The organism is Pseudomonas sp. Pdm06 (genome assembly GCF_014851795.1).
Classification (GTDB): domain Bacteria; phylum Pseudomonadota; class Gammaproteobacteria; order Pseudomonadales; family Pseudomonadaceae; genus Aquipseudomonas; species Aquipseudomonas fluorescens_AA.
Genome location: NZ_JACVAH010000007.1, coordinates 143488 through 168535 on the forward strand (window position 1 = coordinate 143488; position 25048 = coordinate 168535).

The window sequence follows — 25048 nt, forward strand, 5'->3', positions numbered from 1 at the left end:
TGTTAACCCGGTACTCAGAGGAAACAACCATGGATAGAACCCGTAGGAGGCGCGCGCAATCCCGCAAGCAACAATGGGTACGAAGCGATTAGCCCGCAGGACTCCAAACCAGGAAAGGATTGGAAGCTGATGTACACCCGTGCCGACAAGCTGCACCGGGCGCGTCAGCTCGGTATGAGCTATCCCATCCGCACCACCCGCCAACTGTTGGATCAAGAGTGACTAATTTCCTGTTCGTTTGCAGTCGTAACCAATGGCGCAGTCCTTCCGGGGAGGCGATTTGGCGTCGACGTGCAGGTTTCAGCATGCGTTCGGCAGGCACCAGCCCGAACGCACGCAAACCTATCGGCCCAACGGATATCCGTTGGGCCGATGTCATCTTTGTGATGGAGCGCAAGCATGAGCATCGTCTACGGGCAGAGTACGCTCGGCTGCTTGAGCACAAGCAGCTGCATGTTCTGGATATTCCTGATGACTATCGCTTCATGGACCCTGAGCTGGTGGACATGCTTGAGCGAGAGGTACCGTCGTACCTGTGTATTTGAGCATTTAGGACAATCTTCACGAGCCGCTCCTTTCCTCAATGGCTAGGCGAAACGATCACCGGGTAGACGGTTGATCCCGTCGTGCTATTCCCGTTTTAGCAGCATGGATACACGGCTCGCAGCAAACCATGCAAATTGACCAAAACCAACCAGCAGGCGCTTCAGCACACGGAGGCACTGGCCCAGCTGATACCGTGCGGCCCTAAGAACACGACGCCTATCAGCCACAGGCCGTGCATCAACCAAACACAACTTGGTAGTCGCCAACGCCACTTTTGCTCCGACCGCCACAGCGACAGCAAGGAAATACAGCCAACGCTGATTCTTGGCTTTGTCATGTTGGCTGACTAGCGCCGACAACTGCTTCAGGGAAGGCTTGGCACCGGCGAGCCAGGGAATGATGCATTCGCTGGCCAAGGCTACGGTGTGGCTGCTGATGTTTTTGTCTACGAGTCCCGGCGGACCGTCAGGATTGACCGAGCAGTAGCCACGGGGGACGTAATCGCAGGTGCTGGAGAGTGGCGATGAGCGCGACATGCCATTGGAAAAGTGCTTCACGGGGCACAACCGTTGGTTGTAGTCGTTGATCTCTGTGCGAATGGCGATCACGTCCTCATCGCTTAGGGTTCTTCTATTCGCGGCGTAGAACCCTTTGGAGTCGTCCGGTGCGTAACCTATGAAGTAGCTGGCTTCACCTTCCTTGATGTGAGTAAAGGTCCACTGTGAATCGCTGCTCCACTGGCACGACTTCAGGCTACCCAAGCCATTGGCCTTACAGTAATCATCGTAGCGCCTGATCTGGCTCAACAGGAACGCGCTGGCGTCCTGGATGCTCGCTGTCGCCTCCTTCAGCAGTGCGGCGTCTTCATTGGCGCCGTTGTCCGCCACGAAGAACACCGCTGCGACCAATGCCAGCGGAAACCAGAAGTGATCGTACAGCTGTCGGAAGCGTTCGGTGAGGTTGAGGTTGTCATAAACAAGGACCATGACAGCCCATCCGGTGAGGGCGCAAAGCATCAACAGGGGAATCAGCCCGACTTCGCTGCCCAGCTTTCCAACGCCATTGATGGTGTAGCGGATGGGCAGGTAATTGATGGTTGGGAAAAGGCCCAGGCAGTTCAACACACCGGGTAGGAACAGGAGCGCGAAGAAGATGAACACGCCTCGCTTCTTGCTCACGGTAAAGGCCGTTGCTGCCAGCAAGGGAATCAGCAGCAGGGACAGCATCATCAGGTAGCCCAGCGTGATCACCATGGCTTCATCGGGTGACCAGTAAGTTCCGATGATTTGCCCGGCGTCGTTGCGCCCGGTGAAGGTCGATGATACGACGCCAAGGCCTTCAAGGATCTGGTGTAGGTTGTAGGCAGCGCCGTGGAGAAACTTTACGTAAGGGTAGAAAAAATCCCCTATTGAAATTGACATCAATCTGAGTCCTTCAATTTTTTTGCCATTCCGTGGTTACGTGGAGGAGAGCGGGAAAAACGGCCAGATTATGGGTGAGTCTATCCGAGGCGGCCCAGCGGATATCCGTTGGGCCGATGTCATTTTTGTGATGGAGCGCAAGCACGAGCATCGTCTACGGGCAGGGTACGCTCGGCTGCTTGAGCACAAGCAGCTGCATGTTCTGGATATTTCCGATGACTATCGCTTCATGGATCCTGAGCTGGTGGACGTGCTTGAAAGTGAAGTGACGTTCTACCTAACTCCGTAGGTCCGATTGAGGCGTCACTTCCTTACAGCTGAGCGTTGGCTGCTTGTCTCGTTCTTAGAGGGGGTGTTGAAACAGGCACGTTCTGCTTTCGTTAGTTTTCAGTGGCGGGCGTGTAGGTGACCGTACGGATGCACAGCTTCTTTCGTCGTCCAGAGGACGGGGTGAGGTAATGGCTTTCATTCGTGGCGAAGCTGGTTTGACTTTGGAAGCGGCCGTAGTCAGGCACTCATCATAGTATGTTGGTAAGCGTTTCAGAGACAGATTGGCATATCGGGCCGGGCATAATAATAGGATGTCGCCAAAGCGGTATTGCTTGAAGGCTTGAATCGTATAGAACTTTTCGTCATTAGCGATAGGCGATGTCTCCCACAGCTTTGAATCGAAGGTTGCGAATGGATAATCAGCTTTATCTACCAAATACGGTAGAGGGCGGCTGTCCCGAAGCCTCATTAGGTTTCCAGCGGCGAACGCCCAAAGGTCGAGGACCGGTGGCAATAAGAAGGTGGTTAGGATAAATACCAATCCTAGTGCCCCGGTGGCTTTAAACAATCGATTTGTCGTAGTTCCCTGTAGTGTATAAAAGGCCATAACCGGGAACATTGAAATTAACATGAAGGCCAAGCAATATCCGATAACCACCGTCGCCTCCAAACCAGACTCGGCTCCTCGCCAAGCCCCAAGCGCGAGCTGTGCTGGAAAAACTCCTGTCATTGCAGTAAAGCCCAGGAAAACTCCAGCAGCCAAAACTTTTGCGGCGGCGGCAAAAAAACGTCTCCATGGCTTGATTGGTCCGAATCCAAGACTTACAAACCGAATTCTTTTGTCTTGATTGCCCACAAGTACCCATGCTGCTAGCGCTGTTGATAAAGTGACGACTAATAGGAAAACTTTCCACGGTTCGAAGATGATGTCGAATGCAGAGGCCAACAGCATTCCTGCCAGCAGGGCGAAACCTAATAAAACAATGGGCACAAAACGCCTGGCCAGAATTATTTCATTCTCGCGGCTGGATGTGACTATGCTCATGCAAAGTGAAAAGCTAAGCGAAGGGATGACTGTTAAAAGCAATATGATTAGTAGTCCAAACACTACAAAAATTAGCCAGACTAAAAGATTGGGTATGCTTCCGATGGATTCAAGTAGTAGCTCGGGGTGGCCGATAACCCACAAATATTTGCAAAGTAGGAGTATTGAAAATAGCGTGGCCGCAGGTACTAACCACCATTTGCCTTCATTTAGAACGTTAAGTGCATAATTTTTAAGTTTTGATTCGCTGTCGGATACTGCTGTGGTCTTGGATGTGCTCATGCTTAATTCCTTTAATCATGATGTTTTATGGGGTATATCGACTTAAGTGTTAGGTGTTATTCGCTCTTGCTCAACTTGATCGGTCATTGGATCTCTTTTAAATAATCCCGAAGCGCCACGAGCGGGGCCTTAAGCTCCTCCATCATTGGCGCAGCCCTGAAATCCTCTGCCAACCGTTGCAACTCCAGCCCCAGGACGGTCTCCTCGCCCCCAACTGCGTCCAGCGCCCGCCCCAAACACTGCTGTAGCGTCGCATGAATCCCAACCAAATCCTCCCGCCGCACCAACAACCCAAAAACCTCCCGATCACACCCGCCCATCAACGGATCATCCCGCAAAATCGGACTATGCCCCTCCGTCTCATAAGCCAGCTTCAGCGAGTAAAGAGCGACCGTTTCCAGCAGCAATTCCATGGGGTGAATCCTTTGTCAGCGGGTGAGGAGGGGCGGTGGATCAACTGGGCGTTGCAAGGCGGAGCATCGGTGGGGGCTGTGATATTTTTGTGAGCGCTTTGCGCTCAAGCGGGAGCAAGCTCCCTCGCCACGGGTTTCTTACTGGCCACAGATTCTTCCTTGCCACAGGTTTGGTGGTTGGGGCCGCTTCGCGACCCAGCGGGGATAAATCCCCTCGCCACAAATGGATCGAGTGACTTTCCTGCAGACGAAAAAAAAGACCTTGAATTTCAAGGTCTTTCTTTAAGATGGTGCCCCGAGGGAGACTCGAACTCCCACTCCTTTCGAAAACGGATTTTGAATCCGCCGCGTCTACCAATTCCGCCATCAGGGCTCAATGGCGGCGAAGTATAGAGAGGTGCCTACCGTTGGTCAATCACGTTTCATGGTGAATTTTTGATATTTCCGCTAGACTTTCCGGCCCTGCTAGACGAACCCCATCATGCGTGTTGCTGACTTTACCTTCGAACTCCCGGATTCGCTGATCGCTCGCCACCCTCTGGCCGAGCGTCGCGCCAGTCGACTGTTGACCCTGGACGGGGTCAGCGGTGCCATGGCTCACCGTCAATTCACTGATTTGCTTGAGCATTTGCGCCCGGGCGATTTGATGGTGTTCAACAATACCCGGGTGATTCCGGCGCGGTTGTTTGGCCAGAAGGCCTCCGGCGGCAAGCTGGAGATTCTGGTGGAGCGGGTGCTGGACAGTCATCGTGTGCTGGCCCATGTGCGCTCCAGCAAGTCGCCCAAGCCGGGTTCGTCGATTTTGATCGACGGTGGCGGCGAGGCGGTGATGGTGGCGCGGCATGATGCGTTGTTCGAGCTGGAGTTTGCCGAAGAGGTGTTGCCGCTGCTCGACCGTGTCGGGCACATGCCGTTGCCTCCTTATATAGACCGCCCGGACGAAGGTTCGGACCGCGAGCGTTATCAGACCGTGTACGCCGAGCGCCTGGGGGCGGTGGCGGCGCCGACGGCGGGGTTGCATTTCGATCAGCCGTTGCTGGAGGCGATTGCCGCCAAGGGCGTGGAGACCGCGTTCGTGACGCTGCACGTGGGCGCTGGCACGTTCCAGCCGGTGCGGGTCGAGCGCATCGAAGACCACCACATGCACAACGAATGGCTGGAAGTGAGCCAGGAAGTGGTCGATGCCGTGGCGGCCTGTCGCGCCCGCGGTGGTCGGGTGGTGGCAGTGGGGACCACCAGTGTGCGGTCCCTGGAAAGCGCGGCTCGCGATGGCGTGCTCAAGCCGTTCAGTGGCGACACCGATATCTTTATCTACCCGGGCCGGCCGTTCCATGTGGTCGATGCCCTGGTCACCAACTTTCATTTGCCCGAATCCACGCTGTTGATGCTGGTTTCGGCGTTCGCCGGTTATCCCGAAGCCATGGCCGCCTACAAGGCCGCCGTCGAGCATGGATACCGCTTTTTCAGCTACGGTGATGCGATGTTCATCACCCGTAACCCCGCGCCACGCGGACCCGAGGAAACAGTATGAGTCGCACCTGTCGCATGTCCTTCGAGTTGCTCGCCACCGATGGCAAGGCTCGTCGCGGTCGTCTGACCTTCCCCCGCGGAACCGTGGAAACCCCGGCGTTCATGCCGGTGGGCACCTACGGCACGGTCAAGGGCATGCTGCCACGGGACATCGAGGCGATTGGCGCGGAGATCATCCTGGGCAACACCTTCCACCTGTGGCTGCGCCCGGGCATGGAAGTGATCAAGGCCCACGGCGACCTGCACGATTTCATGCAGTGGAAAGGTCCGATCCTGACCGACTCCGGTGGTTTCCAGGTGTTCAGCCTGGGCGCGATGCGCAAGATCAAGGAGGAGGGCGTGACCTTCGCCTCTCCTGTAGACGGTTCCAAGGTGTTCATGGGCCCGGAAGAGTCGATGCAGGTGCAGCGCGACCTGGGCTCGGACATCGTGATGATCTTCGACGAATGCACGCCGTACCCGGCCGATGAAGACGTGGCGCGGGTGTCCATGGAGCTGTCGTTGCGCTGGGCCCAGCGTTCCAAGAACGCCCATGGCGAAAACACCGCGGCGTTGTTCGGTATCGTCCAGGGCGGCATGCACCGCGACCTGCGCATGCGCTCCCTCGAAGGCCTGGACAAGATCGGCTTCGACGGCCTGGCGATTGGCGGGCTGTCGGTGGGCGAGCCCAAGCACGAGATGATCAAGGTGCTCGATTACCTGCCAGGGGAAATGCCTGCTGACAAACCTCGTTACCTTATGGGCGTTGGCAAACCGGAAGATCTGGTTGAGGGTGTGCGCCGCGGGGTGGACATGTTCGATTGCGTGATGCCAACCCGTAATGCCCGCAATGGGCATCTGTTCATCGACACGGGCGTGCTGAAGATCCGTAACGCGTTCCATCGCCATGATGATTCGCCGCTGGATCCGACGTGCGATTGCTATACCTGCCAGAACTTCTCCCGCGCTTATCTGCATCATTTGGACAAGTGCGGCGAAATGCTCGGCAGTATGCTCAATACCATCCACAATTTGCGCCATTATCAGGTGCTTATGGCTGGTTTGCGCGAGGCTATCCAACAGGGTACATTGGCCGCCTTTGTCGAGGCCTTCTATGCCAAGCGCGGGTTGCCTGTACCGCCTTTGGACTGAGTTTTCCGATCCCTAGATTCAATACTTGCAACTGGAGTGCTAAATGAGCTTTTTTATCTCTAATGCCATGGCTGACGCGGCTGCACCTGCTGCTGCCGGCCCTATGGGCGGTGGTTTCGAGTGGATTTTCCTGGTCGGCTTCCTGGTCATCTTCTACCTGATGATCTGGCGTCCACAGGCCAAGCGCGCCAAAGAGCAGAAGAACCTGCTGAGCAGCCTGCAAAAGGGCGATGAAGTGGTCACCACCGGCGGTATCGCTGGCAAGATCACCAAAGTGGCCGACGACTTCGTGGTACTGGAAGTGTCCGACACTGTTGAAATGAAGTTCCAGAAGGGCGCTATCGCGGCCACGTTGCCAAAAGGCACACTGAAAGCGATCTAAGTAACAACTTCTATTCAATCGACGGGGCGCGCAAGGCGCCCCGCGTCATAAGCGGGCGGCGTGATGCTGAACAAATACCCTCTGTGGAAATATGTACTGATCCTGGCGGTGCTGGCGGTCGGTCTGATTTATTCCGCTCCCAATCTATACCCGGATGACCCGGCCATTCAGGTCAGTGGCGCAAGCACTGCGCTGCAGGTCACCCAGGCCGATCTGGACCGTGCGAGCGCTGCGCTCAAGGCGTCCAATATCGAGGTCAAGGCTGCGTCCATCGCCGAAAACGGCAAGGGCGGCCTGCTGCGCCTGGTCAAGTCGGAAGACCAGTTGCCAGCCAAGGACGTGGTGCGCAAGGCGTTGGGCGACGATTACGTTGTAGCCCTGAACCTGGCCCAGACCACCCCGCAATGGCTGCGCAAGCTTGGCGCGCATCCGATGAAGCTGGGCCTGGACTTGTCCGGTGGTGTGCACTTCCTGCTGGAAGTGGACATGGAAAAAGCCCTCGACGCGCGGATGAAAGTCTACGAAGGCGACGTCAAGAGCCTGCTGCGTAAAGAGCGCCTGCGCTATCGCAGCCTGCCGCAACTCAACGGTGCCATTCAGCTGGGCTTCAGCGATGAAGATACCCGCGAGCAGGCCCGTGCGCTGATCCGCAAGAACTTCAACGATTTCGACATTGTGCCGGCCGACCTCAATGGTCAGGCGGTGCTGCGTCTGGCGATGACCCCGGCCAAGCTGGCGGAAATCCGCGAATACTCCATCAAGCAGAACTTGACCACGGTACGTAACCGCGTCAACGAACTGGGTGTGGCCGAGCCGATCGTGCAGCGCCAGGGCGCCAACCGCATCGTGGTTGAGCTGCCGGGCGTGCAAGACACCGCCGAAGCCAAGCGTATCCTCGGTAAAACAGCCAACCTGGAATTCCGCCTCGGTGCTGAACCAGGCGCGTCCAAGGCCACGACCGAGAGCTTCGAGTTCCGTGAAGGCGGTCGTCCGGCGGCGCAGATCGAGCGTGGCCTGATCATCACCGGTGACCAGGTGACCGACGCCCAGGCGGGCTTCGACGAGCAGGGTCGTCCGCAGGTGAACATCCGCCTCGACGGCCACGGTGGCGAACTGATGAGCCGCGCCACGCGCAGCAACGTCGGTCGCAGCATGGCGGTGATCTTCATCGAGCAGAAACCGACCACCACCTACACCAAGCAAGTGGTCGACGGTGTCGAGAAAGACGTCGCGGTGCAGACCTTCAAGGAAGAGAAAAAAATCATCAGCCTGGCGACCATCCAGTCGCCACTGGGCAGCCAGTTCCGCATCACCGGCCTCAACGGCCAGGGTGAATCCTCGGAACTGGCCTTGCTGCTGCGTGCCGGTGGCCTGGCCGCGCCGATGTACTTCGCTGAAGAACGCACCATCGGCCCGAGCCTGGGTGCCGACAACATTACCAAGGGTATCGATGCATCGCTGTGGGGCATGCTGTTCGTCTCGCTGTTCATCATCGCCATCTACCGTTTCTTCGGCATCATCGCCACCGTCGCGCTGGCGGTGAACATGGTGCTGCTGCTGGCCCTGATGTCGCTGTTGGGTGCTACGCTGACCCTGCCGGGTATCGCCGGTATCGTCTTGACCATGGGCATGGCGGTGGACGCCAACGTGCTGATCTTCTCGCGGATACGTGAAGAGATCGCCGCGGGCATGACGATCCAGCGGGCAATCAACGAAGGCTTCGGCCGGGCATTCACCGCGATTCTCGACTCCAACCTGACCACGTTGCTGGTCGGCGGGATTCTCTTTGCCATGGGCACCGGCCCGGTCAAGGGTTTCGCAGTGACCATGTCCCTCGGGATCTTTACCTCGATGTTCACAGCCATCATGGTGACCCGCGCAATGGTCAACCTGATCTTTGGCGGTCGTGACTTCAAGAAGTTGTGGATTTAAGGGGCTGCCATGTTACGTACAATCAACTTCATGGGCGTTCGCAACATTGCGTTCGGCGTCACATTGTTTCTCACAGTCCTGGCGTTGTTCAGCTGGGCCACCAAGGGATTGAACTACGGCCTGGACTTCACCGGCGGTACGCTCATCGAGCTGACCTACGAGCGTCCGGCCGATGTCACCAAGGTGCGTGAGCAGCTAGCGACCTCGGGCTACAGCGATGCCATCGTGCAGAGCTTCGGTGCGACCACCGACCTGCTGGTACGCATGCCGGGTGAAGACCCGCAACTGGGCCACCAGGTAGCGGAAGCCTTGCAGAAGGCCGGCGGCGACAACCCGGCGCAGGTCAAGCGCGTCGAGTTCGTCGGCCCGCAAGTGGGTGAAGAACTGCGCGACCAGGGCGGCCTCGGCATGCTGTTGGCGTTGGGCGGCGTGATGCTCTACCTGGCTTTCCGCTTCCAGTGGAAGTTCGCGGTGGGTGCGATTGCCTCGCTGATCCACGACGTGATCGTGACCGTGGGTATCCTGTCGTTCTTCCAGATCACCTTCGACTTGACGGTGCTGGCGGCGGTGTTGGCGATCATCGGTTACTCCCTCAACGACACTATCGTGGTGTTCGACCGGGTGCGTGAAAACTTCCGTGTGCTGCGCAAGGCATCGTTGGTCGAGAACATCAACATCTCGACCACCCAGACGCTGCTGCGGACCATGGCGACGTCGATCTCTACCTTGCTGGCGATTGCTGCGCTGCTGTTTTTTGGTGGCGACAACCTGTTCGGTTTCTCCATCGCGCTGTTCATCGGTGTGATGGCGGGTACCTACTCGTCGATCTACATCGCTAACGTGGTGCTGATCTGGCTGAACCTGAACTCCGAGGACCTGATTCCTCCCGCGGCCACTGAAACGGAAGTGGACGACCGCCCATAAGGCTCGTCGCCCCGCCCGTCACCGCTGAAAAGGCGCGAGTTGAACTCGCGCCTTTTTTTGTGCTCCAAGGCTGGGAGAAGCGCGGATTAATCCGCTTGTGATGGTCAGGAGGTTCAAGTGAACAAATCGATGCTGGTTGGTGCGGTATTGGGTGCTGTCGGTGTAACAGCCGGTGGCGCGGTCGCCACCTACAGCTTGGTAAAGAGTGGCCCTGAGTATGCGCAAGTACTGGCCGTGGAACCGGTCAAGACCCAAATCAAGACCCCGCGTGAAGTGTGCAAGGACGTCACCGTGACTCGGCAGAAGCCAGTCCAGGACCAACACCAGATCGCCGGCACCGTGCTGGGCGCCGTAGCTGGTGGCCTGCTGGGTAACCAGATCGGCGGCGGCACGGGCAAGAAAATCGCCACCGTGGCGGGTGCGGCCGGTGGTGGTTATGCCGGTAACAAGATTCAGGAAGGCATGCAGGAGCGCGATACCTACACCACCACCCAGACGCGCTGCAACACGGTCAATGACATCAGCGACAAGGTGGTAGGCTACGACGTTCGCTACATGCTCGACGGCAAAGAAGGCAAAGTCCGCATGGACCGCGACCCGGGCAACCAGATCCCGGTGAGCAAGGAAGGCCAACTGATCCTGGGCCAGAACGAACCAGCCCAGTGATCCAACCGCTATGAAAAAAGCACCCTTCGGGGTGCTTTTTTTTCGCCCGCATTTTGTGGCCCATTCCTCAAATATCCTGTGGGATGACTGTGGGAGCAAAGCTTGCTCGCGATAGCGGTGGGTCAGGTGGCCTCTCTGTTGAGTGTGCCACTGTATCGCGGCAAGCTTTGCTCCCACAGTGGTTCGGGTGTGCAAAATCCAGGCATAAAAAAGCACCCCGAAAGGTGCTTTTCCTGTAGCTGTGTCGCTTAACGCTTCAACGAAGCCGGCAGATGCGGCTGGATAGCAGTCAGCACAGCCTTGAAGCATTTGGTGTTGCCGGCAACGATGTGGCCTTTTTCGAGGAAGTCGTGGCCGCCGGTGAAGTCGCTCACCAAACCACCTGCTTCCTGGATCAGCAGGGCGCCCGCTGCCATGTCCCACTCGGACAGGCCCGACTCCCAGAACGCATCGAAACGACCCGCAGCCACATAAGCCAGGTCCAGGCTCGCAGCACCGGCGCGGCGGATGCCGGCGGTCTGGCCGACCAGGGCGCGGAACATGCCCAGGTAGTTGTCCAGGTTGTCCATCTGGTCATCACGGAACGGGAAGCCGGTACCCAGCAGGGCGCCGTCCAGGCTGGTGCGGCCGCTGACGCGCAGGCGACGACCGTTCAGTTGGGCGCCACGGCCGCGGCTGGCGGTGAATTCTTCCTGGCGAACCGGGTCCAGCACGACAGCGTGTTCCAGGCGGCCACGGTATTTGCAGGCGATGCTGACAGCGAAATGAGGAATGCCGCGCAAGAAGTTGGTGGTGCCGTCCAGCGGATCGATGATCCACAGGTACTCTTCGCCTTCGATGCCAGTACCGGCGTGCATGCCGGTCTCTTCACCGAGGATGGAGTGGTTCGGGTAAGCCTTGCGCAGGGCGTCGACGATCTTTTGCTCGGCGGCGCGATCGACCTCGGACACGTAGTCCTTGGCGTCTTTTTCATCGACCTTGATGGTATCCAGGCGCTCGATGGAGCGGAAGATCAGTTCACTGGCGCTGCGGGCGGCGCGCAGCGCGATATTCAGCATGGGCTGCATGGATGTGTCACCTAAGGTTGTTAAAGAAAGCCGCGCATTCTATCAGAAAGTTTTCTCAGGAGAAGGTTGGTGTTCGCTTTCATAGCTTAACGGTAGGTGCTTCTGTAAGATTTGCTCCCTTTATCGTGTTCGAGAGCGCCCCCCTTGTTGCAGAACATTCGTGTCGTCCTGGTCAATACCAGCCATCCGGGTAACATCGGCGGAGCTGCGCGGGCCATGAAGAACATGGGCCTGTCGCGCCTGGTGCTGGTCGAGCCGCGCTTGTTTCCTCATCACGAAGCCGACGCCCGTGCCTCCGGTGCCGGTGACATCCTGGCCAACGCGCAAGTCGTCGCCACCCTCGAAGATGCCCTGGTGGGTTGCAACCTGGTGCTCGGTACCAGCGCCCGCGACCGGCGTATCCCCTGGCCGCTGCTCGACCCCCGGGAATGCGGCACCAAAGTGGTCGAGGAAGCCGCGCAAGGTTTTGAAATCGCCCTGGTGTTCGGCCGTGAAGACTCCGGCCTGACCAATGACGAGCTGCAGCGATGTCACTTTCACGTGCATATCCCTTCCGACCCCGAGTTCAGTTCCTTGAACCTGGGGGCGGCGGTGCAGGTGTTGAGTTATGAAGTGCGCATGGCTTGGCTGGCGGCCGAAGGCAAGCCCAGCAAAGTCGAAAAAACCGAGGTCACGTCGCCGCGCAGTGAGACACTGGCGACCATGGACGAGCTGGAACGATTCTATGAGCACCTGGAGCAGACCCTGGTGGACATCGAGTTCCTCGACCCGGAAAAGCCGCGGCACTTGATGGCGCGCCTGCGTCGGTTGTACGGACGAAGCTCGGTCAGCCGGGCGGAGATGAATATATTGCGCGGCATCCTCACGGAAACCCAGAAGGCGGCCCGTGGCGAGCTGATTAAGCGGAAGAAATAAAATGTTCGAACGTTTGCGTGAAGATATCCAAAGTGTTTTCCATCGTGACCCGGCGGCGCGCAATGCCTTTGAAGTGCTGACCTGCTACCCGGGCATGCACGCCATCTGGATCCATCGCCTGTCCGGCGCCTTGTGGAACATGGGCTGGAAGTGGCTGGCGCGGCTGGTCTCGAACTTCGGCCGCTGGCTGACCGGGATCGAGATCCACCCGGGCGCCAAGGTCGGCCGTCGGTTCTTCATCGACCACGGCATGGGCATCGTCATCGGTGAAACCGCCGAGATCGGCGACGACGTGACCTTGTACCAGGGCGTGACCCTCGGCGGCACCAGCTGGAACAAAGGCAAGCGTCACCCAACCCTGGAAGACGGCGTGGTGGTCGGTGCCGGCGCCAAGGTGCTCGGGCCGTTCACGGTGGGGGCGGGGGCGAAAGTCGGCTCCAACGCCGTGGTGACCAAGGCCGTGCCGCCGGGTGCGACCGTGGTGGGGATTCCGGGGCGGATCATCGTCAAGTCCGATGAGGAGCAGGATGCTCGCCGCAAGGCCATGGCCGAGAAGATCGGCTTCGACGCCTACGGTGTCGGCGAAGACATGCCCGACCCGGTCGCCCGGGCCATCAACCAGTTGCTCGATCACCTGCAGGCCGTCGATGGGCGCCTGGAGGGGATGTGCGGCGCCCTGAAGGACCTGGGCAGTAATTACTGTGCCAAGGACCTGCCTGAACTGCGCGAGGAAGACTTTGCGTGTGTGAAGGATAAGGATGAGAGCCAGGCCGGCTGACCGAGGTGTCTGCATCGCGGGCAAGCCTTGCTCCCACAGGGGGGGGGCTCCTTTAAGCGCAAGGCTGTGGGAGCAAGGCTGTGGGAGCAAGGCTTGCCCGCGATGAACGATAACGCGGTATCACTGGTCGCCACTGGCCAGCCTTTGCTATCATGCGCGCGCTCTTTCGCGGGTAAACCTGAGTAAAGCACTAGGTCTTATACTTGACTTAAATACTCGGGAATTGCATACTCGCCCCCATTCCGAACTCCGTGGTAATTGTCCATGCGACTGACTACAAAAGGCCGATACGCCGTGACCGCAATGCTCGATCTGGCATTGCATGCGCAGCACGGGCCGGTGTCCCTGGCCGATATCTCCGAGCGCCAGGGCATTTCCCTGTCTTACCTTGAACAGCTGTTCGCCAAGCTGCGCCGCAGCAACCTGGTGTCCAGCGTTCGCGGCCCCGGCGGCGGCTACCAGCTGTCGCGGGACATGCAAGGCATCCAGGTCGCCCAGGTGATCGATGCGGTGAACGAATCGGTCGATGCGACCAAATGCCAGGGCCTAGGCGACTGCCATGGCGGCGATACTTGCCTGACCCACCACTTGTGGTGCGACCTCAGCCTGCAGATTCACGAATTTCTGAGCGGTATCAGCTTGGCTGACCTTGTAACTCGCCGTGAGGTGCAAGAAGTAGCCCAGCGTCAGGACCAGCGCCGTTGCAACAGCAAGGCGCCGCACCTGGACAAGATTGAAGCGTCCGCCGTCGAATGACTGCCGCAGAGCACGCGGAACGCCAGCCAGCCTGATTTAGGAGAAAGTCCATGAAATTGCCGATTTACCTTGATTACTCTGCGACCACCCCGGTTGATCCGCGTGTTGCGCAAAAAATGAGTGAATGCCTGCTGGTCGACGGAAACTTCGGTAACCCGGCGTCCCGTTCCCACGTGTTTGGCTGGAAGGCCGAAGAGTCGGTCGAAAACGCCCGTCGCCAGGTCGCCGACCTGGTCAACGCCGATCCGCGTGAAATCGTCTGGACCTCCGGTGCCACCGAATCCGACAACCTGGCAATCAAGGGTGTCGCGCATTTCTACCACACCAAGGGCAAGCACCTGATCACCTCCAAGATCGAGCACAAGGCTGTCCTGGACACCATGCGCCAACTGGAGCGTGAAGGCTTCGAAGTTACCTACATCGAGCCCGGTGAAGACGGCATCATCACCCCGGCCATGGTCGAAGCCGCCCTGCGCGACGACACCATCCTGGTTTCGATCATGCACGTGAACAACGAAATCGGCACCGTCAACGACATCGCGGCCATCGGCGAACTGACCCGCTCCAAGGGCGTCCTGTTCCACGTCGACGGCGCGCAGTCCACTGGCAAGGTCGACATCGACCTGTCCAAGCTGAAAGTCGACCTGATGTCGTTCTCGGCCCACAAGACCTACGGCCCTAAAGGCATCGGCGCGCTGTACGTTAGCCGCAAGCCGCGTGTTCGCCTCGAAGCGACCATGCACGGCGGCGGTCACGAGCGTGGCATGCGTTCCGGTACCCTGGCGACCCACCAGATCGTCGGCATGGGCGAAGCCTTCCGCGTCGCCAAGGAAGACATGGCGGCCGAGAACGTACGCATCAAGGCCCTGAGCGACCGCTTCTTCAAGCAGGTCGAGCACCTCGAAGAACTCTACGTCAACGGCAGCCTGACCGCCCGCGTACCGCACAACCTGAACCTGAGCTTCAACTACGTTGAAGGCGAGTCGCTGATCATGGCGCTCAAGGATCTGGCCGTGTCGTCCGGTTCGGCGTGCACCTCGGCGTCCCTGGAGCCTTCGTACGTACTGCGCGCCCTGGGCCGCAACGACGAACTGGCCCACAGCTCCATTCGCTTTACCTTCGGCCGTTTCACCACCGAAGAAGAAATCGATTACGCCGCGCAGAAAGTCTGCGAGGCCGTTACCAAGCTGCGCGCTCTGTCGCCGCTGTGGGACATGTACAAAGACGGCGTCGACATTTCGAAAATCGAGTGGGCGGCGCACTGAAGAAGTCGCCACCAGAGCGACTCACTGATGAGGATTGAAGCAAATGGCATATAGCGAAAAGGTCATCGACCACTACGAGAACCCGCGCAACGTCGGCAAGATGGACGCGCAGGATCCTGATGTCGGCACCGGCATGGTCGGCGCTCCGGCGTGCGGCGACGTCATGCGCCTGCAGATCAAGGTCAACGAGCAAGGCATCATCGAAGATGCCAAGTTCAAGACCTACGGCTGCGGTTCGGCCATCGCGTCCAGCTCCCTGGCCACCGAGTGGATGAAGGGCAAGACCCTTGATGAAGCCGAAACCATCAAGAACACCCAGCTGGCCGAAGAACTGGCCCTGCCGCCAGTGAAGATCCACTGCTCGGTACTCGCCGAAGACGCCATCAAGGCCGCCGTTCGCGATTACAAGCAGAAGAAAGGCTTGATCTGATCCGCGTACGGTAAGGAGTTTTCCATGGCTATCCAGATGACAGAAGCGGCAGCTAACCATATCCAGCGCTCACTTGCGGGGCGCGGCAAGGGTGAGGGTATCCGCCTGGGTGTACGCACCACGGGCTGTTCTGGTCTCGCCTATGTACTGGAATTCGTCGACGAAGTGGGCGAAGACGATCAGGTGTTCGAAAGTCATGGTCAGAAAGTGATCATCGACCCGAAAAGCCTGACGTACCTGGACGGCACCGAACTGGATTTCGTCAAGGAAGGGTTGAACGAAGGCTTCAAGTTCAACAACCCCAACGTGCGCGGTGAATGTGGCTGCGGCGAAAGCTTCAACATCTGAGGCGGCTTGTGGGTACTCCTTGTCATTTTGCGTTGTTCCAGATGCAGCCTGCATTCCAGCTGGATCTCGAGCAGTTGTCCGCGCGTTATCTTGAATTGGCCCGTGGCGTCCATCCCGACCGCTTTGCCGATGCCTCCGAGGCGGAGCAGCGGCGGGCGCTCGAGCAGTCGGCGAACCTCAACGAGGCTTACCAGACGCTCAAGCACCCGGCCAAGCGCGCGCGTTACCTGCTCGCCATCAGCGGCCATGAGTTGCCGTTGGAGGTCACGGTCCACGATCCCGAGTTTCTTTTGCAGCAGATGCAGTGGCGCGAAGAGCTCGAGGACCTGCAGGACAGCGCCGACCTGGCCGGTGTCGCGGTATTCAAGCGGCGCTTGAAAGACGCCCAGCAAACACTGAACGAAAGCTTCGCAGCCTGCTGGAACGATGCCGCGCAACGCGAACAGGCCGAACGCCTGATGCGGCGCATGCAGTTCCTCGACAAGCTCACCTACGAAGTGCGCCAGCTAGAAGAGCGCCTCGACGATTAACCCAGTGCCGCTCCGGTCGCACGCCTGATTACAGATAAGTCCTGATTACGATGGCCCTACTGCAGATCGCCGAACCCGGCCAAAGTCCACAACCGCACCAGCGTCGCCTGGCTGTCGGGATCGACTTGGGTACTACCAATTCCCTGGTCGCTGCCTTGCGCAGCGGTCTTTCCGAGCCGCTGGCCGATGAGCAGGGGCAGGTGATCCTGCCGTCCGCCGTGCGTTATCACGCCGACCGCGTCGAAGTGGGCGAGTCGGCCAAGCTGGCCGCCGCCACCGACCCGCTGAACACCATAGTCTCGGTCAAGCGCTTGATGGGTCGTGGTCTGTCCGACGTCAAGCAATTGGGCGACCAGCTGCCGTACCGCTTCGTCGGCGGCGAATCCCACATGCCGTTCATCGAAACCGTGCAGGGCCCGAAAAGCCCGGTCGAGGTTTCCGCCGACATCCTCAAGGTCCTGCGCCAGCGCGCCGAAGCGGCGTTGGGCGGTGAGCTGGTGGGCGCGGTCATCACCGTCCCGGCCTATTTCGACGACGCCCAGCGCCAAGCCACCAAGGACGCCGCCAAGCTGGCCGGCCTTAACGTCCTGCGCCTGCTCAACGAGCCGACTGCCGCTGCCGTGGCGTATGGCCTGGACCAGCATGCCGAAGGCCTGGTCGCGATCTACGACCTGGGCGGCGGTACATTCGATATTTCGATCCTGCGCCTGACCGGCGGTGTTTTCGAAGTCCTGGCCACCGGTGGCGACAGCGCCTTGGGCGGCGATGACTTCGACCACGCCATCGCCGGCTGGATCATCGAGCAAGCCGGCTTGTCCGCCGATCTCGATCCGGGTGCGCAACGCCACCTGCTGCAAACCGCCTGCGCCGCCAAGGAAGCCTTGACCGACGCCGCCACCGTTGAAGTCGCTTATGGCGACTGGAAGGCCGCGCTGACTCGCGAGGCCTTCGATGCCCTGATCGAACCCATGGTCGCCCGCAGCCTCAAGGCCTGCCGCCGTGCCGTGCGCGATTCCGGTGTCGAGCTTGAAGATGTGAAAGCCGTGGTCATGGTTGGTGGTTCGACCCGCGTGCCTCGGGTTCGCGAAGCCGTTGCCGAGGCCTTTGGCCGCCAGCCGCTGACCGAAATCGACCCGGACCAGGTGGTCGCCATCGGTGCCGCGATCCAGGCCGATACCCTGGCCGGCAACAAGCGCGACGGCGGCGAACTGTTGCTGCTCGACGTGATTCCGTTGTCCCTGGGGCTGGAAACCATGGGCGGCCTGATGGAGAAGGTGATTCCACGCAACACCACCATCCCGGTTGCCCGCGCCCAGGACTTCACCACCTATAAAGACGGCCAGTCGGCCATGATGGTCCACGTGCTGCAAGGCGAGCGTGAACTGATCAGCGACTGCCGTTCCCTGGCCCGCTTCGAATTACGCGGCATCCCGCCGATGGTGGCCGGTGCGGCGAAGATCCGCGTGACCTTCCAGGTCGATGCCGACGGTTTGCTCAACGTCTCCGCCCGCGAACTGGCTTCGGGCGTGGAGGCGAGCATCCAGGTCAAGCCGTCCTATGGCCTGACCGACGGCGAAATCGCCAAGATGCTCAAGGATTCCTTCCAGCACGCCAGCGACGACAAGGTGGCGCGTGTGCTGCGCGAGCAACAGGTCGACGCCCAGCGCCTGATCGAAGCCGTGCAAGGTGCCTTGGAAGCTGACGGCGACCGCTTGCTCGATCCAGAAGAGCGCATGGTCATCGAGCTGCAGATGCAGGAACTGTCCGAATTGATCAAAGGCACCGATGGTTATGCCATCGAGCAGCAGACCAAGCGTCTGTCGCAAGTCACCGATGCCTTTGCTGCCCGCCGCCTGGACTCGACGGTGAAAGCCGCCCTGGCGGGGCGCAACCTGAATGAAATCGAGGAATAACTGATGCCGCAGGTGATTTTTTTGCCCCACGAGAAGTTCTGCCCGGAGGGTATGGTCGTGGAGGCTGAGCCCGGGACGTCCATTCTTGAACTGGCTCATGAGCATCACATCGAGATGGAAAGTGCCTGTGGCGGTGTCTGTGCGTGCACGACCTGCCATTGCATCGTTCGTGAAGGATTCGACTCGCTGGAAGAGGCGGACGAGCTGGAAGAAGACTTCCTCGACCGGGCCTGGGGCCTGGAAGCGCAATCGCGCCTGGCCTGCCAGGCGATTGTCGGCACCGAGGACCTGACCGTCGAAATTCCGAGATACTCGCTTAACCACGCCGCCGAAGCGCCGCACTGATTCAGGGAGTTACAATGAGTCTGAAATGGGTTGATGTACTGGAAATCGCAATCCAGCTGGTTGAATCCAAGCCAGATGTAGACCCCCGTTACGTGAACTTCGTCGATCTGCACAGATGGGTGCTGGAATTGCCGGAGTTCAGTGATGATCCGGCCCGTGGTGGTGAGAAGGTGCTCGAAGCCATTCAAGCCGCCTGGATCGAAGAAGCGGACTGAGTCTGCACCGTACGCAGTTAGGCAATACCCAAGAACCCGCGTATAATTCGCGGGTTTAATTTTTCGCAAATTACCGTTTCTGGAGTTACACCATGGCTGTTCAACGTACTTTCTCCATCATCAAGCCTGACGCCGTTGCTAAAAACGTGATCGGCAAGATCGTTACCCGTTTCGAAGACGCTGGCCTGCGCGTTGTAGCTTCGAAAATGAAGCAACTGTCCAAAGCCGAAGCCGAAGGCTTCTACGCCGAGCACAGCGAGCGCGGTTTCTTCGGTGAGCTGGTTGCCTTCATGACTTCCGGTCCGGTTGTCGTTCAGGTGCTGGAAGGCGAAAACGCCATCGCTCGCAACCGTGAGCTGATGGGCGCCACCAACCCTAAAGAAGCTGCTGCCGGCACCATCCGTGCTGACTTCGCCGAGTCCATCGACGCCAACGCCGTCCACGGTTCGGACTCCGAAGCCGCTGCTGCTCGCGAAATCGCTTACTTTTTCTCCGCTACTGAAGTAACCACTCGCTAAGCCCAGGCTTTTGAGTGAAGGTGAATCCATGACTACATCGAACGGCAAAACCAACCTGTTGGGCCTGACCCAGCCGGAAATGGAGAAATTCTTCGACTCGATCGGGGAGAAGCGTTTCCGTGCCGGCCAGGTGATGAAATGGATTCACCACTTTGGCGTCGACGACTTCGACGCCATGACGAATGTCGGCAAGGCCCTGCGCGAAAAGCTCAAGGCTGTTGCCGAGATTCGCGGCCCCGAAGTGGTCAGCCAGGACATTTCCAGCGACGGCACCCGCAAGTGGGTGGTGCGCGTGGCGTCCGGCAGCTGCGTCGAGACCGTCTACATTCCCCAGGGCAAGCGCGGCACCTTGTGCGTTTCGTCCCAGGCAGGCTGTGCCCTGGATTGCAGTTTCTGCTCCACCGGCAAGCAAGGCTTCAATAGCAACCTCACCGCCGCCGAAGTGATCGGCCAGGTGTGGATTGCCAACAAATCCTTTGGCAGCGTCCCGGCGACCGTCGACCGTGCCATCACCAACGTGGTGATGATGGGCATGGGTGAGCCGCTGCTGAACTTCGACAACGTCGTTTCCGCCATGCACCTGATGATGGACGACCTGGGCTACGGCATCTCCAAGCGCCGCGTGACCCTGTCCACCTCTGGCGTGGTGCCGATGATCGATGAGCTGGCCAAGCACATCGACGTCTCCCTGGCGTTGTCGCTGCACGCACCCAATGACGCATTGCGTAACCAATTGGTGCCGATCAACAAGAAGTATCCGCTTAAGATGCTGCTCGAGTCGTGCCAGCGCTATATGTCGTCCCTGGGCGAAAAACGCGTGCTGACCATCGAGTACACGCTGCTCAAGGATGTGAACGACAAGGTCGAGCACGCGGTCGAGATGATCGAGCTGCTCAAGAACATCCCGTGCAAGATCAACCTGATCCCGTTCAACCCGTTCCCGCATTCCGGTTACGAGCGTCCGAGCAACAACGCGATTCGTCGCTTCCAGGATCAGCTTCACCACGCTGGCTTCAACGTCACCGTGCGCACCACCCGCGGCGAAGACATCGACGCCGCTTGTGGCCAATTGGTAGGACAGGTGCTGGATCGCACCCGTCGCAGCGAACGCTACATTGCCGTGCGTGAGTTGAACGCCGCGGACGATGCAGTGCAAAACGCTGCGAACAGTCACTAAGAGAGGAACTCTATGTCCCTGCGCTTCGCGCTCGTTTTGCTGTTGGCCGGCCTGTGTTCCGGTTGTGTCCTGTCGGGTGACTACAACCCGATGAAGACCAGCAAAGGGCGTGACGAGGCACGTGTGGCCTATGTGCAACTGGGCATCGGCTACCTGCAGCAGGGCATGACCGAACGGGCCAAGGTGCCGCTCAAGAAGGCCCTGGAGCTGGACGATTCCGACCCGGATGCCAATGCGGCACTGGCCCTGGTGTTCCAGGCCGAGATGGAGTCGGAACTGGCCGACCAGCATTTTCGCAAGGCGCTGTCCGGCCGGCCTCAGGATGCACGGATCCTGAACAACTACGGCAGCTTTCTTTTCGAGCAGAAACGCTACAAGGAAGCCTACGAGCGCTTCGAGCAGGCTGCCGCCGATACCCTTTACCCCGAGCGTTCGCGGGTTTTCGAGAACCTCGGCATGACGGCCGCGCAGTTGGGCCAGCGTGACCTGGCCCGCCAGCAGCTCGAAAAGGCGCTGCGGCTCAACCGCCAGCAACCGCGGGCGCTGCTGGAAATGGCTGAGTTGTCTTACGAAGACAGGCATTATGTGCCCGCCCGTGACTACTACGAGCGTTTTAGCCTGCTGAGCGAGCAAAATGCACGTAGTCTATTGCTCGGCGTTCGGCTGGCACATGTGTTTGAAGATCGCGACAAAGCTGCGAGTTACGGCTTGCAACTCAAAAGACTCTATCCCGGTACGCCGGAATATCAGCAATACCTGTCGGAGCAATGATGAAAGCGGCGCATCCCGAAGTTGTAGCAGCGACTCGCGTAAATCCCGGTGAGACCCTGCGTCAAGCCCGCGAAAGCAATGGTTGGTCGCTGGCCGAAGTGGCCCTCAAGCTCAATCTTACCGTGGCTTCCCTGGGCAATCTGGAAGCGGGCGCGTTCGACAAGCTGCCTGGGCACACCTTCGCCCGGGGCTACATCCGCGCCTATGCCAAGTTGCTCGGCATGGACCAGACCGTGCTGGTCCAGCAATTCGATCAATACACCGGTTCCGATGCCCAGGGCAGCAACGTGCACAGCCTGGGGCGCATCGAGGAGCCGGTTCGCGTTTCCCACACCATTTTGCGAATCGTCAGCCTGTTGCTGCTGATCGCGGTGATCGGTGGCGGTTTTGTCTGGTGGCAGGACCAGGCGTCCTTGCGCAACAAGGAGCCCGTCGCCATGAACCCCGAGCACGTCGAGGTCGAGGGCGCTGACGGCACCACCCAGATCCACCCGCTGGACGAGCCGGAAGACCAGGCTGTCGTCGAAGGCCAGGCCGAAGGCGAAACCGCCCTGGCGCTGCCACAAAGCCAGGACGACGCCGATGCCCAGGCCGGTGCCGAGCCGGCTGTTCCAGCTCCGACCACGCCGACTGCACCGGCTGCCCCGAACACCGGCAGCGCACCGATTGCCACGGCCCCGGCCGCGCCGAGTACGCCAGCACCGACCGCGGCTGCGCCTGCGACCCACGCCGCGCCTACCGCTCCAGTCGCCCCGGCAGCTCCAGCGGCTCCGACCCCGGCGCCAGTCGCGGGTGAAGGCCAGGTGCAGATCCAGTTTGTCGCCGACTGCTGGACGCAGATCACCGACGGCAACGGCAAGGTGCTGTTCAGCGGCCTCAAGCGCAAGGGCGACAGCACCGCCGTCAACGGCAAGCCGCCGTTTGCCGTACGCCTGGGTTATGCCCGTGGCGCGCAGGTCAGCTACAACGGCCAGCCGGTCGACATCGCTCCGTTCACCAGTGGCGAGACCGCTCGCCTGAAGTTGGGTCAATAAGTCATGCACGGCGAATCTCCAATCAAGCGTCGCGAATCCCGAAAGATCTGGGTCGGTAACGTGCCCGTGGGCGGCGATGCGCCTATCGCTGTGCAGAGCATGACCAACAGCGACACCAATGACGTGGCCGCCACGGTCGCGCAGATCAACCGCCTGGAAGCCGCCGGTGTCGACATCGTGCGGGTTTCCGTGCCGGACATGGACGCCGCCGAGGCGTTCGGCAAGATCAAGCAACTGGTCAAGGTGCCTTTGGTCGCCGACATTCACTTCGACTACCGCATCGCCCTGCGCGTGGCCGAATTGGGCGTCGATTGCCTGCGCATCAACCCGGGCAACATTGGTCGCGAAGACCGTGTGCGCGCCGTGGTGGATGCCGCCCGCGACCGGGGCATCCCGATCCGCATCGGTGTGAACGCCGGTTCCCTGGAAAAAGACCTGCAAAAGAAATACGGCGAACCGACCCCGGCGGCGCTGGTGGAATCCGCCCTGCGCCACGTCGAGCACCTTGAGCGCCTGAACTTCCAGGACTTCAAGGTCAGCGTGAAGGCGTCCGACGTGTTCATGGCCGTCGAAGCCTACCGCCTGCTGGCCAAGGAAATCGTCCAGCCGCTGCACCTGGGCATCACCGAAGCCGGTGGGTTGCGTTCGGGCACGGTGAAATCCGCCGTCGGCCTCGGTATGCTGCTCGCCGAAGGGATTGGCGATACCATCCGCATCTCGTTGGCGGCTGACCCGGTCGAGGAAGTGAAAGTCGGCTACGACATTCTCAAGTCCCTGCACCTGCGTTCCCGTGGCATCAACTTCATCGCCTGCCCGAGCTGCTCGCGGCAGAACTTCGATGTGGTCAAGACCATGAACGAACTGGAAGGGCGCCTCGAAGACCTGCTGGTGCCGCTGGATGTCGCGGTGATCGGTTGCGTGGTCAACGGGCCGGGCGAAGCCAAGGAGGCCCATATCGGCCTGACTGGCGGTACACCGAACCTGATTTACATCGACGGCAAGCCGTCGCAGAAACTGACGAATGACAATCTGGTGGATGAGCTGGAACGGCTGATTCGCCAGAAAGCGGCCGAAAAGGTCGAAGCCGACGCTGCAGTGATTGCGCGTGGTTGAGTCGAACGAATTTAAGGATTACCTGTGAGCAAGTCTCTGCAAGCCATTCGTGGCATGAACGACATCCTGCCCGAGCAGACGCCCCTGTGGCGCTATTTCGAGGGCACCGTGGCACGCCTGCTGGATAACTACGGTTACCGGCAGATCCGCATGCCAATCGTCGAGTTCACCGAGCTGTTCAAGCGCTCCATCGGTGAAGTGACCGACATCGTCGAAAAAGAGATGTACACCTTCGACGACCGCAACGGCGATTCCCTGACCCTGCGCCCCGAAGGCACGGCGGCGTGCGTGCGTGCGGTGCTCGAACATGGCATCACCGGCGGCGGCCAGGTGCAGAAGCTCTGGTACGTCGGCCCGATGTTCCGTCACGAGCGTCCGCAGAAAGGCCGTTATCGCCAGTTCCACCAGATTGGCCTGGAAGTGTTCAACCTCGAAGGTCCGGACATCGATGCCGAGCTGATCGTCATGACCTGGCGCCTGTGGGGCGAGCTGGGGCTGCGTGATGCGGTCAAGCTCGAGCTCAACAGCCTGGGCACCAGTGAGTCCCGTGGCCGCTACCGTGAAGCGTTGGTGGAGTTTCTTTCCGCGCACCTGGACAAGCTCGACGAAGACAGCCAGCGCCGTCTGAAGACCAATCCACTGCGTGTGCTCGACACCAAGAATGCCGACACCCAGGCGGTCCTGGTCGACGCGCCGAAAATGGCCGACTACCTCGACGACGAATCCCGTGCGCACTTCGAAGGGCTGAAGGCGCGCCTGGACGCCGTGGGCATTCCCTACGTGATCAACCCCAAGTTGGTTCGCGGCCTGGATTACTACAGCAAGACGGTCTTCGAGTGGGTCACCGACAAACTCGGCGCCCAAGGCACCGTATGTGCCGGCGGCCGCTACGACGGGCTGGTGGAGCAGATGGGCGGCAAGCCGACCCCGGGCGTGGGCTTTGCCATGGGCATCGAGCGCCTGGTGCTGATGCTGGAAGCCTTGGACAAGGTGCCCGAAGAACTGTCCCGTCAGGTCGACGTCTACCTGTGCGCCTTTGGCGAGGCCGCCGAACTGGCCGCCTTGTCGTTGAGCGAGCGGATCCGCGACCAGTTGCCCAACCTGCGCTTGCAGATCAACGCCGGCGCCGGCAGCTTCAAGAGCCAATTCAAGAAGGCCGACAAGAGCGGTGCGCTGTATGCACTGATCCTCGGTGACGACGAACTGGCCCAACAAGTGGTAGGTTTCAAACCCCTGCGTGGCCAGGGCGAACAACAAAGCATTGCCTGGGATGCGCTTGCTGCACACCTGGCCACCTGCGTCGTGCAGGGTTGAAGCTGTCAAACAGCCGA

The 25048-nt window shown here is 59.7% G+C and carries 27 protein-coding genes, 1 tRNA gene and 1 pseudogene; 24 read left to right on the forward strand and 5 right to left on the reverse strand.

The window, feature by feature from the left end; genetic code table 11:
* Positions 1–218 precede the first annotated feature (218 nt).
* On the forward strand, positions 219–545 hold the full coding sequence (locus IB266_RS13640) for a low molecular weight protein tyrosine phosphatase family protein (protein ID WP_192261519.1): 327 nt from the start codon (positions 219–221) through the stop codon (positions 543–545).
* An 84-nt stretch (positions 546–629) separates the two neighbouring features.
* Here IB266_RS13640 and IB266_RS13645 read toward each other — a convergent pair whose 3' ends face one another.
* Positions 630–1967 (reverse strand): hypothetical protein, encoded by a 1338-nt coding sequence (locus tag IB266_RS13645; RefSeq protein WP_192261520.1) that lies wholly within the window; start codon positions 1965–1967, stop codon positions 630–632.
* A gap of 91 nt (positions 1968–2058) precedes the next feature.
* Here IB266_RS13645 and IB266_RS13650 point away from each other — a divergent pair.
* Positions 2059–2256 (forward strand): annotated as a pseudogene (locus tag IB266_RS13650) (phosphotyrosine protein phosphatase); the annotation flags it as partial.
* A 54-nt stretch (positions 2257–2310) separates the two neighbouring features.
* Here the strand turns inward: IB266_RS13650 and IB266_RS13655 are convergent.
* The 3 genes from IB266_RS13655 to IB266_RS13665 form a co-directional block, all read right to left on the reverse strand.
* Positions 2311–3564 carry a hypothetical protein gene (locus tag IB266_RS13655; RefSeq protein ID WP_192261521.1) on the reverse strand — a complete coding sequence of 418 codons (1254 nt, stop codon included), beginning with the start codon at positions 3562–3564 and terminating at the stop codon, positions 2311–2313.
* Between the two features lie 83 nt (positions 3565–3647).
* On the reverse strand, positions 3648–3977 hold the full coding sequence (locus IB266_RS13660; protein WP_123595455.1) for a hypothetical protein: 330 nt from the start codon (positions 3975–3977) through the stop codon (positions 3648–3650).
* 288 nt (positions 3978–4265) lie between these two features.
* Positions 4266–4350: transfer RNA gene (locus IB266_RS13665), tRNA-Leu, on the reverse strand.
* A 108-nt stretch (positions 4351–4458) separates the two neighbouring features.
* Between IB266_RS13665 and queA the strand changes: the two genes are divergently transcribed.
* From queA to IB266_RS13695, 6 genes are all read left to right on the forward strand, one after another.
* Positions 4459–5508 carry a tRNA preQ1(34) S-adenosylmethionine ribosyltransferase-isomerase QueA gene (gene queA / locus IB266_RS13670; protein WP_025211994.1) on the forward strand — a complete coding sequence of 350 codons (1050 nt, stop codon included), beginning with the start codon at positions 4459–4461 and terminating at the stop codon, positions 5506–5508.
* A gap of 14 nt (positions 5509–5522) precedes the next feature.
* Positions 5523–6638 carry a tRNA guanosine(34) transglycosylase Tgt gene (tgt, locus tag IB266_RS13675; protein WP_161951757.1) on the forward strand — a complete coding sequence of 372 codons (1116 nt, stop codon included), beginning with the start codon at positions 5523–5525 and terminating at the stop codon, positions 6636–6638.
* A 43-nt stretch (positions 6639–6681) separates the two neighbouring features.
* Positions 6682–7020: a preprotein translocase subunit YajC gene (yajC, locus tag IB266_RS13680; RefSeq protein WP_007916913.1), complete on the forward strand. Its 339-nt coding sequence runs from the start codon at positions 6682–6684 to the stop codon at positions 7018–7020.
* Between the two features lie 63 nt (positions 7021–7083).
* Positions 7084–8952, forward strand: a complete 1869-nt coding sequence (gene secD, locus IB266_RS13685; RefSeq protein ID WP_060739097.1) for a protein translocase subunit SecD — start codon at positions 7084–7086, stop codon at positions 8950–8952.
* A 9-nt stretch (positions 8953–8961) separates the two neighbouring features.
* A complete protein-coding gene (secF, locus tag IB266_RS13690) occupies positions 8962–9876 on the forward strand; it encodes a protein translocase subunit SecF (protein WP_060739096.1) in 915 nt (304 codons plus the stop codon).
* 117 nt (positions 9877–9993) lie between these two features.
* Positions 9994–10542 carry a glycine zipper 2TM domain-containing protein gene (locus tag IB266_RS13695; RefSeq protein WP_014336691.1) on the forward strand — a complete coding sequence of 183 codons (549 nt, stop codon included), beginning with the start codon at positions 9994–9996 and terminating at the stop codon, positions 10540–10542.
* 248 nt (positions 10543–10790) lie between these two features.
* Here the strand turns inward: IB266_RS13695 and suhB are convergent, their stop codons facing one another.
* Positions 10791–11609 carry an inositol-phosphate phosphatase gene (gene suhB / locus IB266_RS13700; protein ID WP_003185165.1) on the reverse strand — a complete coding sequence of 273 codons (819 nt, stop codon included), beginning with the start codon at positions 11607–11609 and terminating at the stop codon, positions 10791–10793.
* A 144-nt stretch (positions 11610–11753) separates the two neighbouring features.
* Here suhB and trmJ point away from each other — a divergent pair, with 144 nt between their 5' ends.
* The 16 genes from trmJ (at position 11754) to hisS (ending at position 25031) form a co-directional block, all read left to right on the forward strand.
* A complete protein-coding gene (trmJ, locus tag IB266_RS13705) occupies positions 11754–12524 on the forward strand; it encodes a tRNA (cytosine(32)/uridine(32)-2'-O)-methyltransferase TrmJ (RefSeq protein ID WP_038856918.1) in 771 nt (256 codons plus the stop codon).
* A gap of 1 nt (position 12525) precedes the next feature.
* Positions 12526–13302, forward strand: a complete 777-nt coding sequence (gene cysE / locus IB266_RS13710) for a serine O-acetyltransferase (RefSeq protein WP_192261522.1) — start codon at positions 12526–12528, stop codon at positions 13300–13302.
* Between the two features lie 264 nt (positions 13303–13566).
* Positions 13567–14058 carry a Fe-S cluster assembly transcriptional regulator IscR gene (gene iscR / locus IB266_RS13715; protein WP_003185160.1) on the forward strand — a complete coding sequence of 164 codons (492 nt, stop codon included), beginning with the start codon at positions 13567–13569 and terminating at the stop codon, positions 14056–14058.
* A 50-nt stretch (positions 14059–14108) separates the two neighbouring features.
* Entirely contained in the window at positions 14109–15323 is a 1215-nt protein-coding gene (locus IB266_RS13720) for an IscS subfamily cysteine desulfurase (protein WP_060739094.1), read from the forward strand.
* A 43-nt stretch (positions 15324–15366) separates the two neighbouring features.
* Entirely contained in the window at positions 15367–15753 is a 387-nt protein-coding gene (iscU, locus tag IB266_RS13725; protein WP_003185157.1) for a Fe-S cluster assembly scaffold IscU, read from the forward strand.
* Positions 15754–15777: 24 nt separating this feature from the next.
* Positions 15778–16101, forward strand: coding sequence for an iron-sulfur cluster assembly protein IscA (iscA, locus tag IB266_RS13730; RefSeq protein WP_003185155.1), 324 nt, complete (start codon positions 15778–15780; stop codon positions 16099–16101).
* Positions 16102–16109: 8 nt separating this feature from the next.
* A complete protein-coding gene (gene hscB, locus IB266_RS13735) occupies positions 16110–16631 on the forward strand; it encodes a co-chaperone HscB (protein WP_060739093.1) in 522 nt (173 codons plus the stop codon).
* A 50-nt stretch (positions 16632–16681) separates the two neighbouring features.
* Complete coding sequence (gene hscA, locus IB266_RS13740) at positions 16682–18544, forward strand: Fe-S protein assembly chaperone HscA (protein WP_192261523.1); 1863 nt, start codon at positions 16682–16684, stop codon at positions 18542–18544.
* A gap of 3 nt (positions 18545–18547) precedes the next feature.
* A complete protein-coding gene (gene fdx / locus IB266_RS13745) occupies positions 18548–18889 on the forward strand; it encodes an ISC system 2Fe-2S type ferredoxin (RefSeq protein ID WP_092442207.1) in 342 nt (113 codons plus the stop codon).
* 14 nt (positions 18890–18903) lie between these two features.
* Positions 18904–19104 carry a Fe-S cluster assembly protein IscX gene (gene iscX, locus IB266_RS13750; protein WP_192261524.1) on the forward strand — a complete coding sequence of 67 codons (201 nt, stop codon included), beginning with the start codon at positions 18904–18906 and terminating at the stop codon, positions 19102–19104.
* 92 nt (positions 19105–19196) lie between these two features.
* Complete coding sequence (ndk, locus tag IB266_RS13755; RefSeq protein ID WP_042727994.1) at positions 19197–19622, forward strand: nucleoside-diphosphate kinase; 426 nt, start codon at positions 19197–19199, stop codon at positions 19620–19622.
* A 28-nt stretch (positions 19623–19650) separates the two neighbouring features.
* Entirely contained in the window at positions 19651–20799 is a 1149-nt protein-coding gene (rlmN, locus tag IB266_RS13760; protein WP_053118626.1) for a 23S rRNA (adenine(2503)-C(2))-methyltransferase RlmN, read from the forward strand.
* 12 nt (positions 20800–20811) lie between these two features.
* On the forward strand, positions 20812–21570 hold the full coding sequence (gene pilW, locus IB266_RS13765; protein ID WP_072408090.1) for a type IV pilus biogenesis/stability protein PilW: 759 nt from the start codon (positions 20812–20814) through the stop codon (positions 21568–21570).
* Entirely contained in the window at positions 21570–22604 is a 1035-nt protein-coding gene (locus IB266_RS13770; RefSeq protein WP_192261525.1) for a helix-turn-helix domain-containing protein, read from the forward strand. Before pilW ends, IB266_RS13770 begins: the two co-directional genes overlap by 1 nt.
* A gap of 3 nt (positions 22605–22607) precedes the next feature.
* Positions 22608–23717: a flavodoxin-dependent (E)-4-hydroxy-3-methylbut-2-enyl-diphosphate synthase gene (gene ispG, locus IB266_RS13775; RefSeq protein WP_003185136.1), complete on the forward strand. Its 1110-nt coding sequence runs from the start codon at positions 22608–22610 to the stop codon at positions 23715–23717.
* 24 nt (positions 23718–23741) lie between these two features.
* Positions 23742–25031 carry a histidine--tRNA ligase gene (hisS, locus tag IB266_RS13780; protein WP_025212010.1) on the forward strand — a complete coding sequence of 430 codons (1290 nt, stop codon included), beginning with the start codon at positions 23742–23744 and terminating at the stop codon, positions 25029–25031.
* The last annotated feature ends 17 nt before the right edge of the window (positions 25032–25048 follow it).

Bases quoted from the DNA above. Each gene is read 5' to 3' on its own strand.
- IB266_RS13645 (WP_192261520.1), bottom strand. From the start codon at position 1,967: ATGTCAATTTCAATAGGGGATTTTTTCTACCCTTACGTAAAGTTTCTC.
- IB266_RS13655 (WP_192261521.1), bottom strand. From the start codon at position 3,564: ATGAGCACATCCAAGACCACAGCAGTATCCGACAGCGAATCAAAACTT.
- IB266_RS13660 (WP_123595455.1), bottom strand. From the start codon at position 3,977: ATGGAATTGCTGCTGGAAACGGTCGCTCTTTACTCGCTGAAGCTGGCT.
- queA (WP_025211994.1), top strand. From the start codon at position 4,459: ATGCGTGTTGCTGACTTTACCTTCGAACTCCCGGATTCGCTGATCGCT.
- tgt (WP_161951757.1), top strand. From the start codon at position 5,523: ATGTCCTTCGAGTTGCTCGCCACCGATGGCAAGGCTCGTCGCGGTCGT.
- yajC (WP_007916913.1), top strand. From the start codon at position 6,682: ATGAGCTTTTTTATCTCTAATGCCATGGCTGACGCGGCTGCACCTGCT.
- secD (WP_060739097.1), top strand. From the start codon at position 7,084: ATGCTGAACAAATACCCTCTGTGGAAATATGTACTGATCCTGGCGGTG.
- secF (WP_060739096.1), top strand. From the start codon at position 8,962: ATGTTACGTACAATCAACTTCATGGGCGTTCGCAACATTGCGTTCGGC.
- suhB (WP_003185165.1), bottom strand. From the start codon at position 11,609: ATGCAGCCCATGCTGAATATCGCGCTGCGCGCCGCCCGCAGCGCCAGT.
- cysE (WP_192261522.1), top strand. From the start codon at position 12,526: ATGTTCGAACGTTTGCGTGAAGATATCCAAAGTGTTTTCCATCGTGAC.
- iscR (WP_003185160.1), top strand. From the start codon at position 13,567: ATGCGACTGACTACAAAAGGCCGATACGCCGTGACCGCAATGCTCGAT.
- IB266_RS13720 (WP_060739094.1), top strand. From the start codon at position 14,109: ATGAAATTGCCGATTTACCTTGATTACTCTGCGACCACCCCGGTTGAT.
- iscU (WP_003185157.1), top strand. From the start codon at position 15,367: ATGGCATATAGCGAAAAGGTCATCGACCACTACGAGAACCCGCGCAAC.
- iscA (WP_003185155.1), top strand. From the start codon at position 15,778: ATGGCTATCCAGATGACAGAAGCGGCAGCTAACCATATCCAGCGCTCA.
- hscA (WP_192261523.1), top strand. From the start codon at position 16,682: ATGGCCCTACTGCAGATCGCCGAACCCGGCCAAAGTCCACAACCGCAC.
- fdx (WP_092442207.1), top strand. From the start codon at position 18,548: ATGCCGCAGGTGATTTTTTTGCCCCACGAGAAGTTCTGCCCGGAGGGT.
- iscX (WP_192261524.1), top strand. From the start codon at position 18,904: ATGAGTCTGAAATGGGTTGATGTACTGGAAATCGCAATCCAGCTGGTT.
- ndk (WP_042727994.1), top strand. From the start codon at position 19,197: ATGGCTGTTCAACGTACTTTCTCCATCATCAAGCCTGACGCCGTTGCT.
- rlmN (WP_053118626.1), top strand. From the start codon at position 19,651: ATGACTACATCGAACGGCAAAACCAACCTGTTGGGCCTGACCCAGCCG.
- pilW (WP_072408090.1), top strand. From the start codon at position 20,812: ATGTCCCTGCGCTTCGCGCTCGTTTTGCTGTTGGCCGGCCTGTGTTCC.
- IB266_RS13770 (WP_192261525.1), top strand. From the start codon at position 21,570: ATGAAAGCGGCGCATCCCGAAGTTGTAGCAGCGACTCGCGTAAATCCC.
- ispG (WP_003185136.1), top strand. From the start codon at position 22,608: ATGCACGGCGAATCTCCAATCAAGCGTCGCGAATCCCGAAAGATCTGG.